The organism is Vibrio natriegens NBRC 15636 = ATCC 14048 = DSM 759, from assembly GCF_035621455.1.
In the GTDB taxonomy this organism is placed as follows: Bacteria; Pseudomonadota; Gammaproteobacteria; order Enterobacterales; family Vibrionaceae; genus Vibrio; species Vibrio natriegens.
In genome coordinates, this window is the sequence record NZ_CP141823.1 from 1,009,167 (window position 1) to 1,021,474 (window position 12,308).

A 12,308-nucleotide genomic window follows, 5' to 3' on the forward strand; every position below is an offset into this window, starting at 1 on the left:
GCCTGAATAGATCGAAACAAACTTAGTCTTGGGAGCTTGGTTTTGCATTGAGCTCAGCATAAGTGTGCAGGAGCTCTGTCAGCGTCTTAACCCACACAAATACATCCGTCGGGGTGTTTTCAAGCAGCTTTTCTACTTGCTCACAATGGGTTTCAAGTGTGATAGCTTCTTCCAAACGAAATGAGATCGCATAGAAATGCCAAAGGATCAGGCGTGTCATTCTCTCGCTGTTTTGCTTCGCGTTCTCGGAGTCATCAAAAGCTTGTTGGACTTCACTCAGCGCAATAGCCGTCATACGCAGCATCGCATCAAGGCGGGCAGACAACATACGGTCTTCACTATCCACTTCTTCTTGATCAAAAGTAAACAGCTCATTCATCACGTCTTCTGGCACCATTTTGCTGATCATGCGAGCACTAAACTCTTCCAACTCATGACGAGGCATGGTTACAAGGCAATCGAAGGTGTAATCACGAAGCATAAAATCACTCTAGTTTGGTAATAGGTTTCAGTCCTTGCATTCTAAGTGCTGAGATTTCGATTACCACTGTTTATTCTCGTTTGGGAGTGACTTTTATTGTGAGTAAAAGAACGCAGAAGTGTACAAATTTAGAGCAAAGCGCACCATTAAAGTGCTTTTAGTAGCAATGAATTCGCTCCAGGTAAGTCTTTTCTTTTACTCTGTTTTGATACTCGAGCGGGGTAACATTCACCAGCTTCTTAAACTCTCGCAGGAAGTGGGGTTGGTCGCTGAAACCTAAATCTGTCGCTAGATTAGAAAACGTGAGATTGCTGCTGTGATTGATATCGTAAACGGCTGATTGGCAACGAATAGCGCGGCTAAATCCTTTCGGCGTCAGTCCAATATCATTTTTAAACATACGCTGCAAAGTCCGGCAGGTATATCCTGAAAACCTCTCCAGTTCCTGAACTTGGATATTCCCTTTGTGCTGGCAAATTTTGGCGACGATTTGTCGGGTCACGTTCGTCGAATCTCGCGGGCTTTTCCTAGTGAGAAACTGACTTACTGCGTCAACTTGCTTCGAAAAATCTTTTGCTGCTAAGACGTAATCAATGAGTTCATTGGAGTGAGGCATAACATCTTGTAAGCAATATTCTTTGTTCGTGAGTTCGCCTGCTGAGGCCTGTAAAAAATCGGGCTTAACTCCTGGATTAAAGCGGACACCGAAATAGCGATGGCCCCGTTCAAATAGCACCGACGAAGCCTCTAATCTCGTACCGCAGACTAATGCGCCAGATGTGTCTGCATCGCAGTCAAAGACGATATCGATACACCCATCTGGAATGGCAGTCGTTGAGGATTCTGAACTTCCGGCTTTAAAGCTGTAGAAGTGAGACACTTCGGGGTTGCTGGTTGATAGACGCGTAAGAAACTGCTCTGAACTCAAAACAAACCAAGGCTGTTTTGAGTGAATCCCCGAAATATTGAACATCATTGATGAAGCCACCATTCACCTCTCCCCACTGCTCAGCGATAAGCCGCCAAAGTAAGCAAGTAAAGCAAGCAAGGTGCCATATTTTTCCGAGAAGCCCCGTGTTCCCCAATGTCGCAAAAATTCAATACGCCAAGAACATTGCTCAATAGTATCGAAAGCAATGGCTCAAGACGGAAACTGCCTGATTCACATATAACGGATTTCTTGAGCACATTGATGAATGCATGAAGCAGCAAACAAAAAACTATATGGATATAGGTGGCGTTATGTCAGACAGCACAAAAATTGATTTTATCTACCTTTCAGAGCAGGACATGATTAAAGCGGGTGTAACGGATATGCCTGCATGTGTCGACACAATGGAAGAGATGTTCTCACTGCTCCAAAAAGGTGACTACCGAATGGCAGGTGCGAACAACGATTCGCACGGCGCAATGGTGACATTTCCTGATGAGTCCCCATTCCCGAACATGCCTAAACCCACCGCTGACCGACGTTTGATGGCGATGCCTGCATACCTTGGCGGTGATTTCCAGACTTGCGGCGTGAAGTGGTATGGCTCGAACATCGCCAACCGAGAGAAAGGCCTGCCGCGTTCAATCCTGATGTTCATCCTCAACGATATTGAAACCAGTGCTCCACTTGCCTATATGTCTGCAAATTTGCTTTCTGCGTATCGCACAGGTGCAGTACCCGGAGTGGGCGCGCGCCACCTTGCGAGAAAAGATGCCAAAGTGATTGGTTTGCTTGGCCCTGGTGTAATGGGCAAAACCACCGTCGCCGCATTTATCGCGGCCTGCCCGCAGGTCGATACCATCAAAATTAAAGGTCGTGGCAAAAAGAGCCTGGACAGCTTTATGACTTGGCTCGCCGCTTCTTACCCTCAAATCACCAATGTACAGATTGTCGATACCGTAGAAGAGGCGGTTCGAGATTCCGATCTGGTGACTTACTGCAATTCAGGAGAGACCGGTGATCCGTCTACTTATCCGGAAGTGAAACGCGAGTGGGTAAAACCGGGGGCATTTCTTGCGATGCCAGCCAGCTGTCGTCTCGATGAAGGGATGGAACAGTCTGATGTTCGCAAAGTAATGGATAACAAAGGGCTGTATGAGGCGTGGTTTGAAGAGGTACCCAAGCCGACTCACAACATCATCCCTCTGGTTGGAATGCGCTTTATGGACATGATCGACGCTGAAAAAATGTCTGCAAGTGAACTGGAAGATCTGGGTGAGATTGTCGCAGGTGTTACTCCGGGGCGCAAAAACGACGAAGAAATCATCGTGATGTCAGTGGGTGGCATGCCAGTCGAAGATGTGGCTTGGGCAACCAAAATTTACCGCAACGCTGTTGAGAAAGGCATTGGTGTTTCGCTGAATTTATGGGATGAGCCAGTACTTAGCTAAATCGAGTGGCATAACAGAACTAAGGAAATGTAGAGATGGCAAAAATAATCAAGGTAAAAACCGGCTCCCGATTCGAAGAGATTGCGAGTTACTCACGTGTCGTGACTGTCGATAACTGGATATTTGTCTCCAACACTGCGGGAAGAAACCCGGAAACTAACGAAATGCCAGACGATGTGTTCGAGCAAACTGATCAGGTGTTTCTCAACATTGAGCGGGCTCTTGCGGCTGTAGACGCGAGCTTGGGCGATGTCGTGACGTCAAAAGTGTTCATTCAAAATCCAGACGACGTCGGCGCTGTAATGGAACACATCGGCAGCAAGTTTAAAGGGATCGATCCTACGACCACGGTCACGTGTCCTCCTTTGGGCTCAAGTATTTACAAAGTTGAGTTGGAAGTGACGGCTTACCGAGGCGCTTCTAAGAGCGATACCGAACATCGGATTATCGGCTAACAATGTAGATTCTTATCATTTTAACCTGAGCTTGGAACAAGCAAATCGCTGAGTTTTTGATGGTTCGAGTTCAGGTTACTAAAGGGATGCAGACATGATAAAAACACTCGAATTTGTAGAGACACCAAACGAGCTACCAGCATCGACCAGCGTCGTGATTATTGGTGGCGGCATTGTTGGTATTAATGCGGCACTGACATTAGCTGAGAGAAACATTCCAGTGGTTGTGATTGAAAAAGGCTTTGTTGGCGCGGAGCAATCTTCACGCAACCTGGGTTGGATACGTAAAACCAATCGTCATGCGGACGATGTTCCTTTGGCACTCGCTTCTGACCAGCTATGGGCGGGTATGTCAGAAAGAATCAACCGTGATGTGGATTACAAGCAAAGCGGCATTATGTTCCTGGCTGATAACGAAAAGCAGATGGGCGCTTATGAGTCGTGGCTTGAATCGGTTAAGTCGCTTTCTCTGGACTCCAAGCTTCTGAGTGCGGAAGAAATCAAAGCGATGGTGCCAGGCGGTGAAGGCAAATGGCTGGGTGGAATCTATACCGCCTCGGACGGCAGAGCTGAACCTTCCATCGCCACCGGTGCGATGGCGAGAGCTGCGATTGAGAAAGGTGCGGTCATTATTCAGAACTGTGCGGTGCGCAATTTGTCTTTGTCAGGAGGGAAAGTCAGCGGGGTGGTTACAGAAAAGGGTGAGATTCGTTGTGAGCAAGTACTGCTGGCTGGCGGGGCGTGGTCTAAAGCTTTCTTGAGTCACCACGGTGTATCTTTGCCTTCGTTGCCTTTGATTTGTTCCGTGATGCGTTCTAAGCCGATGAACGGCCCGACGGACATCGCCGTTGCGGGACCAGATTTTTCATTTCGTAAACACTTGGATGGCGGCTTTGTCATCATGCAGCGCGGCGCGATAGAAGCGCGCCTGACACTCGATCACTTCCTGATTGGACACCGTTATTTAGGGCAGCTGAAACAGCAACGCGATGCGCTGAGAATTTCGGTCGGGAGACATTTCATTGAAGATCTTAAAGCTTCAAAACGCTGGTCACGCAACAAATCTTCCATGTTCGAACAGATTCGCGTAATGAATCCGGATCATAACTCTGGATTAAACCAAGAAGCACTGAGAAATCTGCGCAAAGCATGGCCTGACTTTGAGCAAGCTGAAATTGCTGAAGAGTGGGGGGGGCTGATTGATATTACGCCAGATTCCAAACCCGTTATCGACACTCTGGACGCGATACCTGGGTTGACTATTGCTACCGGGTTTTCGGGTCATGGGTTTGGTACAGGGCCAGCCGCAGGGATGCTCGCGGCCGACCTGATAAGTGGCACGACACCACTTATTAATCCCGAGCCATACCGATTTGACCGATTGTAGTTGGTTATCTTGATTTAACGAATCTAAGGAATAGAAATATGAACGAAGTAGTCAACACTAACAACATTCATATAGCTGAAGGATCAGCGACTAAGAATCAAAAGTTAAAGATTGGGCTTGGAACAATGATGGCGATTTGTATCGGCCTGGTTATTGTTCAGGGTGCCATGATCTCGGCGACTCAGGGCATTGGCCTCGGTGGTATGGCGTTTGTTGCCGCTATGTTCGCCGCCTTTATCCTCGCCCAGTTTAATGCGATGAGCTTTGCGGAACTGTCTTTGATGTTTCCGCAGGAGGGGTCGCTTGCGACCTACACACAAAAAGCCATCGGCCACTTTCCTGCTATTGTCGCGGTATTTGCTGGCTATGTCGTGGTGTCCGTGCTGGCACTGCCGGTTGAGTTGTTCTTAGTCGACGCCATGCTAAGTGAGCTATTGCCCGGTATGCTACCTGAAAAAGTGGTGCCTTTAGGTATCCTTGTTTTGCTCAGTGTTACAAACATGGTTGGCGCGGATGTCTTTGCTCGAGTTCAAAACCTGCTGGCATTTATTCTGGTCGCAGCGCTTATTCTTGTCGGATTGTGTGCGATCACCGGATTAAGTGAACCGCATCCCGAGTTATCAGGCACAACGGTGGATTGGAGCTTTGGTGGTGTCATTGATGGTAGTTTTGTCGGCTTGATTGCACTTGCAATGTGGCTGATGGTCGGCGTCGAGTTTATTTGCCCGATGATCAAAGAGGTGAAAAATCCTGTTAAGAATATCCCCCGTTCTATGCACCTTTCTTTGTTGTTGATCTTCCTAATATTTCTCGCCTTTGCCTACGGAGCCAGCCTTTATCTCAACGTGGATACGTTAGTGAGCTCACCAATCCCATATCTTGATTACATCAATGCTGTCTTCGGGCAAGCTGGTTTAGTGATTGCAACAGTGATGGCGCTGGCCGCAACCTGCAGCACGGTAAATACTATTTTAGCCTCTATCCCTAGAATGCTGCACGGAATGGCGATGCAAGATCAGGCATTCCCGCAGTTTAAAGCGCTTAATCGCTTTGATGTGCCTTGGGTAGGCATCGTGGTGATGGCTGGTTGTACCTCCATTCCGTTCTTGTTCCTCGATATCGATTCACTGATTGTGTTGGTGATTGCGGCAACCACAAGCTGGTTACTGGCTTACATGGTGGCTCACATCAATGTCATCGTATTGCGTAAACGTATGCCGGAACACAAGCGTCCGTACAAAACGCCTTTCTACCCGCTGCCGCAGATCTTAGGGATTATCGGGATGGGTTATGTCGCGCTGAATAACTCACCTTCACCGGAGATGACATCGTTGGTTTACACCATTACTGGAGGCATTTTGGCTTTAGTGATAGCGATAAGTGTTGTTTGGGTGAAGTTTTACATGAAACGTAAATTGTTTGAACCAGACATGAAGTAGCGAAATCTAGCGTTTAAACGTTAAGTGTATAAAAGTGAATTAAGAATAGAAGGGCGCAAGTAATGCGTCCTTTTGGTTATTTAAAGAAACTTTTACAAATTACGTAGAAATTTCATCTTAACTATATTTTATGAGACTAAACAACAATGATGATGGCTGACTAACCGACTGAGATTAGCTTTTCATCAACATAATTAAAAACATCAATCTTATTAAAACCATTAATGGATGAATTTCTCAGGAAAAGAAAAGGGTTGTGAATTTTCATCAGATCTAACGTATAAAACTCACTGTTAAAATACATACGGATGAATAATAATCTTCGATTTATCGGTTTTGTAAGAACTATCTGAAAAACATGTAGTTACAAGTATGGAATTTATAATTCCAAAAATGAGGTGTTCTCTTTCTATAGAGAGGTAATTTGTTAATTTAGTTTGATTTTTGAGCGAAATGGTATGCTTTTATCCATCTCGTGAATTAATGATGTTGAAATTAATTAGCAAGTGTAATGTGACTGGATTCTATAAATGTCATTTATGACAGAGATAACTTTGAGTTGTTAATTAAAAACCTGCATTCATATACCATGTAATTTCATTCTTATTACTAGTTGTTCCTTGTTTTAATTAAATTACACATTATTAACTCAGTTAATTGATTATTTTATTTCGATAACTATCGATTTTAATTTTATATCGAATAATTGAATAAAGGCAGAAAAATATATGAAACTAAAAGTAGCAACGCTAGCAATTATTGTGGCTGGTGGTATTTCGGCAGCAAATGCAGCGGACTTAGATCAAAATATCGATAAATCTGGATTTTGGCTGGGTGCAGCAGCTGGTATGGGTCTATCTGATACTGACGCTGGAGAAAGCGAAGTACTGAGCCCTAAACTTGAAATGGGTTATGATTTCGGCAAGCATTTTGGTCTTTACGGTAGCTACGATTACATGCATAACCTAAGCGATGCAGAACTGCACCTTGGCACATTAGGCGTGAAAGGAAATCTGTACTTCACTGACAACTTGTCGATGTTCGGTAAGCTTGGTGCAACGTACATCTTTGCTGATGGCAGCGAATTAAAAACTGACAGCTTTAGTGGTACTGCAGGTGTGGGTCTTGAATACCAACTGACTAATGCTGTAACGACAAAAATCGGTTACGACTACTACAACAACCTTGAAGCGAAAAATGGCCATGACCTTGACCTAAGCCAAGTGTACTGGGGCATGACGTACAAATTTGGTCAGCCAGATACACCTCTCGTTGTTGAAGAGCAAGTTGAAGTGCCAGTAGAAGTCGTAAAAGAAGTGACGCAGACTTCTCGCTCTACTTACACATTGCCTTACCAGGTGGGTCAGGTTGATGTAAATGACTACGGTCGTTACAACCTTGATGAAGTGATCACGACAATGCGCAGCAACCTTGAGTTGACTGCTGAAATCGTAGGCCGTACGGATGCGACTGGTTCTGCTGCTACCAATGAACGTGTTTCAACGCAGCGTGCAGAGCATGTTGCCCAATACATGATCGATCAAGGTATTGAAGCTGAGCGCATCCACACTTCTGGTGTTGCAGATCAACAGCCTTTAACGAATGGTAGTAACGCACAACTTGAGCGTTCTGTTCAGATCACGTTGAACTAACACAAATTCCTACAGCTCTAAGAGGCGAGTCGTGTACTCGCCTCTTTGTTATACAGGAAAGAGTAATCCGTCTTTTTTTGGGACGGTTTATACGTTCTGGGACTGGGAGTTTTGTAAATTGATCCACTGTGTGGTCGGAGTCTTCCTGTAATAAAAAACTACCTTCGTCTGAAGGTAGTTTTCTAGAGACTCAAAAGCAGCCTTATTGCTTTACTTGAACTGCAATGATGTCTCGCTTTCTTTACCGTCGTTTTTGGCTGACAACAACGTTGATACAACAATCACGAGTGTGGACATCAGGAATCCTGGCACGACACCAAAGATATCAAAAATACCTCCGTCCAAAATTTCCCAAACTAATGCAATGGCTGCACCTGTTATCATTCCGAAAATAGCGGCCGCTTTGGTCATCGCTGGCCAGAACAAGCTCAGTAAGATGACAGGACCAAAGGCTGCACCAAATCCACCCCAAGCGAAGGCAACCATGCTTAATAGTGTTTGATCCGCTTTGTTGAATGCCAGCGCAAGGCCAATTAGTGCGACGGCAATGACACCAAGGCGTGCAACCAGTAACACTTCTTTGTCAGATGCATTTTTGCGCAAATAGGTTTTGTATAAGTCTTCAGAGATAGTGGTTGAACACACAAGTAGTTGCGAGTCTATGGTGCTCATAATTGCTGCCAGCACACCCGCAATAATCAGTCCGGCAACCAGTGGATGATAAAATGCCTGTGCCAATGCAATAAATACCGTTTCAGCATTATCAAGCTTTGGCTCAAAATAGTATGACCCGAGCACGCCAACAACGACTGCAGACATCATGGTTATGGTTGACCAGACCATGGCAATTCGGCGAGAAACTTTCACGTCTTCTACGCTGCGTACGCTCATAAAACGGACGAGCACGTGAGGTTGACCTAAGTAACCAATACACCAGCCACTGAGAGATAAAAGACCCAAGAACCAGCCATTAGATGGTTTTAAGCTTTCCAGTGAAATCTCACTCATGATTTGGCTGTAGCTTACGCCTTGCTCTGGTGCACTAAACAGGAAGAACAAACTTAAAGCGGTAATGAACAGCGATAGCGCCATCATTAACCCTTGGAAAAAGTCCGTCCAGCATACCGCAAGGTAACCTCCCATGAAGGTGTAAGAGACGATAACAATTGATCCAATAATTAGGGCTGATTCGTAACTTAAGCCGAACGTACTTTCAAAGAGAACCGCTCCGCCACTGAGTCCTGCTGCTACGTAAAGGGTAAAAAATAGCAAAGTGACGAGCGAGGACGTAAGTTGAAGAACATTGGTATTGTCTTTAAAGCGGTTGTGTAAATATTCTGGAATCGTCTGAGCATCGTTTAGTTTTTCCGTCTCTAAACGCAGCCTAGGTGCGATCAGCTTCCAGTTGAGATAAACACCCATCAGGGTAAATACAATAATCCATACGGATCCGAGGCCGCCGGCATAAAGCGCCCCCGGTAAACCCATCAACGCCCAACCACTCAGATCAGAAGCCCCTGAGCTTAATGCCGCAACACTTGGTGGTAGATTACGAGAACCTAATATGTAATCGGATACCGTATTCGTTTTTCTGTAGAAGTAGTACCCAATGGCCAGCATTCCCAGTAAATAGAGAATGAAGGCTGTATATAGATAACCCATAGACATTCCTCCCTGAATGTAGTTGTTTGTTATTTAAGGGGCGCTGAGATTAGTAGCTTGATGAGCCATCTCCAGAAAGGTTGTGTCTTTCTGTGCCTTTTAGTGGTGGGTTAAACACAGAGACTAGAATCATGTCGTTTTTCTCTGAAGCTCGCAGGTAGTGCTTGTCATGCTTATCCAAAACATAAATATCGCCTTGAGAGATTTTGTAGACATTGCCTTCCATGTCTTCAACTTCGCCATCGCCAGCAATGCAGTAACATGCTTCTAGATGGTTTTTGTATTCAAGGATTGACTCTGAACCTTGTGCAACAACGGTGTGGCATACGGTAAAGCCCATGCCATCTTGCTCAGTAAGCAGTCGGTGGCTCGTACCATTACCCCAATCAACAAAGTAATCACTCGTCGCTACGTCTTTTAAACTTCTTACAAACATGTGTTTTCCTTATGAAATTAATTCACCAATCCTGTTGGCTTTGGCTAGTTTTTGCTACGAAAACAATGCTATCACTTGAGTTTTTTGTAAACAAATGATGAAATCTAGATTAAATGATGAGAAAAAGTTGACTATTGATGAGTAAGAATAAAGGGTTTTTAGTACCTCCTCTTAATGCTCTAAAAGCATTTAATTGTGCAGCAAAATATGAGAATTTTTCTAAAGCCGCCGAGGAGTTACACGTCACGAGTACGGCTATCAGCCATCAGATATCAAACCTTGAAGAGTGGTTTGGAGTTGAGTTATTCAAGAAGAAGGGCAGGAGCGTGATGCTGACCCAAACCGGACATGAGCTTAAGCATAGAACCGGGCGTGTTTTTGATGAGCTCGCGGATATAGCGACGGATTTTAAAGTCAGAGGCAGGAAAAGTTCGTTAGTCGTCGGGTGTATTCCTTCGATTGCAACTCGGTGGCTGGTTCCAAACCTGAAAAGTTTTACCAAGCTCTACCCAGACGTTGAAGTGCAGGTTCTATACGTGGATATGCGGGATCAACTGGCGGGAAGTACCTATGATGTACTCATCACCTACATCGAGCAGGAATCGGATGATGTGATTGAAATTCCATTCATCTCAAGGAACACCTACGCAGTCTGTAGCCCGAAGTTTTTGGAAGAATATGGCCCGTTTGATGAACCCAAAGACTTACTCCGTTCCGAGGTGATTCACGATGAAAACAAAGATGGTTGGACAGAGTGGTTCAAATTGGCGGGAGTCGATGTGGAGGGAGGGCTTCCAGGTAACACTTATGCCGATTTTAACTTACTCGTGATTTCCGCTATCGCAGGCCATGGCGTCGCACTTTGCCCTATTGATGCCTTCCGGGAAGAAATCAAAAGAGGCGATTTAGTTACTCTTTTTGATATCGCGAGTAATACCGATAAGTTTTACAACATCTGCAAAAGGAAAGATGCATCCAAAGACGTGATGTCTTTTGTCGAGTGGTTTGTCGATGTGTGTAAGTAACATGCGCTAGGGTGATATCGGAGCATTTAGATGTTGCTTGTGGCGAAGGATTAATTTGCTGTTTTATCAAAGAAAAAAGCTCCCAGGGTTGAGAGCTTTTGTGTTCTATCTCTATTTGCTTTTAATTAACCAAACAGACGTTCGCTGCGCTCATCACGCTCGTTAATCACAATCGTTTGAGCACGTTTGAAGAAGTTAAAATCCGTTGCTGTAGCGCTGGTGTAAGCGCCCATCATACGGCCAATGATCAAGTCGCCGTTTTCTAGTTTTGGTAGCATTACGTTTTCTGCGATCACATCAATGCTGTCGCAAGTTGGGCCAGACAACACACTTGGTAAGTACTCGCCTTCGTGCTTCAATGTTACCAACGGGTATTGTGCGTCATCAAACATCAAACCGCTGAATGAGCCGTAGATACCATCATCCAGGTAGTACCACATTTGACCGTCACGCTCTGCTTGACCCATTACTGATGCCACGCTGGTTACTGACTCTGCAACAATAAAGCGACCTGGTTCTGCAATAACCTGTACTGTTTCTGGTAACTCGTTTAACGCTTCGTTAATCGGTACGCAGAATTCATCAATTGGCATCACTTTTTCTGAGTAAGAAACCGGGAAGCCACCACCAATATCCAGTGTGCTCAATGCAGGTAAACCGCGAGCCACAACTTCGTCCATCACTTGCTTACAAGTACGGATTGCATCAACGTATTTCTGTGGGTTCATCGTTTGTGAACCAACATGGAACGACAGTCCCTTAATACGAATATTCCACTCTTTCGCCGTTTCGATGATGTTGAGTGCCTGTTCTGGCGTACAACCGAATTTTTTCGATAAGTCGGCAAACACGTCTGAGTTACGGAAGCTCAAACGCACAAGTAGTTCTACTTTGTGGCTGTACGCTTTGAACTTTTCTAGCTCGTTCAAGTTATCAACAACAAACACATTGCAGCCATACGCTAATGCATCACGAATATCACGGTCACGTTTAATAGGGTGAGTATGAATCGTACGATCTGCAGGCACACCTTGCTGTTTAACCAGGTCAACTTCACCTGATGTTGCCAAATCGAAACTTGCGCCTTCTTCCAATAGGGTTTTAACCACTGTTGGATGAGGCAATGGCTTCAATGCAAAGTGCAGAGTAACATTCGGTAATGCTTGGCTTAGTGCTCTGTAATTTTTACGAATCATATCGCAGTCGAGCATTAACAATGGCGCGCCAAATTGTTCAACAGATGTTTGAATAAGATCGACCGTCTCCGCTGGTAAAGCCGGAGAAGAAAAAGATTGAAAACCTAGTACAGACGCAGAATGAGCCATAGCAAACCTCCAAAGTTAAGTAGACACTTTTCATGTGCATTGTGATGAAAAGTGGAGCGTCAAT

General features: G+C 45.0%; 11 protein-coding genes. 6 read left to right on the forward strand and 5 right to left on the reverse strand.

Features of this window, described 5'->3' with window-relative positions:
- Positions 1 to 22 precede the first annotated feature (22 nt).
- Together VER99_RS18980 and VER99_RS18985 are read right to left on the reverse strand one after the other, a co-directional pair.
- Positions 23 to 481, reverse strand: a complete 459-nt coding sequence (locus VER99_RS18980; protein ID WP_020333517.1) for a hypothetical protein — start codon at positions 479 to 481, stop codon at positions 23 to 25.
- A gap of 157 nt (positions 482 to 638) precedes the next feature.
- Positions 639 to 1,472 carry a helix-turn-helix domain-containing protein gene (locus VER99_RS18985; protein WP_020333516.1) on the reverse strand — a complete coding sequence of 278 codons (834 nt, stop codon included), beginning with the start codon at positions 1,470 to 1,472 and terminating at the stop codon, positions 639 to 641.
- A 251-nt stretch (positions 1,473 to 1,723) separates the two neighbouring features.
- Here VER99_RS18985 and VER99_RS18990 point away from each other — a divergent pair, with 251 nt between their 5' ends.
- The 5 genes from VER99_RS18990 (at position 1,724) to VER99_RS19010 (ending at position 7,796) form a co-directional block, all read left to right on the forward strand.
- A complete protein-coding gene (locus VER99_RS18990; RefSeq protein ID WP_014235037.1) occupies positions 1,724 to 2,863 on the forward strand; it encodes a tyramine oxidase subunit B in 1,140 nt (379 codons plus the stop codon).
- A gap of 35 nt (positions 2,864 to 2,898) precedes the next feature.
- Complete coding sequence (locus VER99_RS18995; protein ID WP_014235036.1) at positions 2,899 to 3,318, forward strand: RidA family protein; 420 nt, start codon at positions 2,899 to 2,901, stop codon at positions 3,316 to 3,318.
- Between the two features lie 94 nt (positions 3,319 to 3,412).
- Positions 3,413 to 4,705, forward strand: coding sequence for an NAD(P)/FAD-dependent oxidoreductase (locus VER99_RS19000; RefSeq protein WP_020333514.1), 1,293 nt, complete (start codon positions 3,413 to 3,415; stop codon positions 4,703 to 4,705).
- 38 nt (positions 4,706 to 4,743) lie between these two features.
- On the forward strand, positions 4,744 to 6,144 hold the full coding sequence (locus VER99_RS19005; protein ID WP_020333513.1) for an APC family permease: 1,401 nt from the start codon (positions 4,744 to 4,746) through the stop codon (positions 6,142 to 6,144).
- Positions 6,145 to 6,872: 728 nt separating this feature from the next.
- On the forward strand, positions 6,873 to 7,796 hold the full coding sequence (locus VER99_RS19010; protein WP_020333512.1) for an OmpA family protein: 924 nt from the start codon (positions 6,873 to 6,875) through the stop codon (positions 7,794 to 7,796).
- A gap of 210 nt (positions 7,797 to 8,006) precedes the next feature.
- On the opposite strand, the gene putP is transcribed toward VER99_RS19010, so the two are convergent.
- Both putP and VER99_RS19020 read right to left on the reverse strand, forming a co-directional pair.
- Complete coding sequence (putP, locus tag VER99_RS19015) at positions 8,007 to 9,458, reverse strand: sodium/proline symporter PutP (RefSeq protein ID WP_020333510.1); 1,452 nt, start codon at positions 9,456 to 9,458, stop codon at positions 8,007 to 8,009.
- Between the two features lie 49 nt (positions 9,459 to 9,507).
- Positions 9,508 to 9,894, reverse strand: a complete 387-nt coding sequence (locus tag VER99_RS19020) for an ectoine synthase (protein WP_014235031.1) — start codon at positions 9,892 to 9,894, stop codon at positions 9,508 to 9,510.
- A 137-nt stretch (positions 9,895 to 10,031) separates the two neighbouring features.
- Here VER99_RS19020 and VER99_RS19025 point away from each other — a divergent pair, with 137 nt between their 5' ends.
- Positions 10,032 to 10,919 carry a LysR substrate-binding domain-containing protein gene (locus VER99_RS19025; RefSeq protein WP_020333509.1) on the forward strand — a complete coding sequence of 296 codons (888 nt, stop codon included), beginning with the start codon at positions 10,032 to 10,034 and terminating at the stop codon, positions 10,917 to 10,919.
- A gap of 125 nt (positions 10,920 to 11,044) precedes the next feature.
- Here the strand turns inward: VER99_RS19025 and VER99_RS19030 are convergent, their stop codons facing one another.
- Complete coding sequence (locus tag VER99_RS19030; protein ID WP_020333507.1) at positions 11,045 to 12,244, reverse strand: type III PLP-dependent enzyme; 1,200 nt, start codon at positions 12,242 to 12,244, stop codon at positions 11,045 to 11,047.
- Between the last annotated feature and the right edge of the window lie 64 nt (positions 12,245 to 12,308).

Coding starts and splice junctions, on each gene's coding strand:
- VER99_RS18985 (WP_020333516.1), bottom strand. CDS start 1,472: ATGGTGGCTTCATCAATGATGTTCAATATTTCGGGGATTCACTCAAAA.
- putP (WP_020333510.1), bottom strand. CDS start 9,458: ATGGGTTATCTATATACAGCCTTCATTCTCTATTTACTGGGAATGCTG.
- VER99_RS18995 (WP_014235036.1), top strand. CDS start 2,899: ATGGCAAAAATAATCAAGGTAAAAACCGGCTCCCGATTCGAAGAGATT.
- VER99_RS18980 (WP_020333517.1), bottom strand. CDS start 481: ATGCTTCGTGATTACACCTTCGATTGCCTTGTAACCATGCCTCGTCAT.
- VER99_RS19000 (WP_020333514.1), top strand. CDS start 3,413: ATGATAAAAACACTCGAATTTGTAGAGACACCAAACGAGCTACCAGCA.
- VER99_RS19025 (WP_020333509.1), top strand. CDS start 10,032: ATGAGTAAGAATAAAGGGTTTTTAGTACCTCCTCTTAATGCTCTAAAA.
- VER99_RS19030 (WP_020333507.1), bottom strand. CDS start 12,244: ATGGCTCATTCTGCGTCTGTACTAGGTTTTCAATCTTTTTCTTCTCCG.
- VER99_RS18990 (WP_014235037.1), top strand. CDS start 1,724: ATGTCAGACAGCACAAAAATTGATTTTATCTACCTTTCAGAGCAGGAC.
- VER99_RS19005 (WP_020333513.1), top strand. CDS start 4,744: ATGAACGAAGTAGTCAACACTAACAACATTCATATAGCTGAAGGATCA.
- VER99_RS19020 (WP_014235031.1), bottom strand. CDS start 9,894: ATGTTTGTAAGAAGTTTAAAAGACGTAGCGACGAGTGATTACTTTGTT.
- VER99_RS19010 (WP_020333512.1), top strand. CDS start 6,873: ATGAAACTAAAAGTAGCAACGCTAGCAATTATTGTGGCTGGTGGTATT.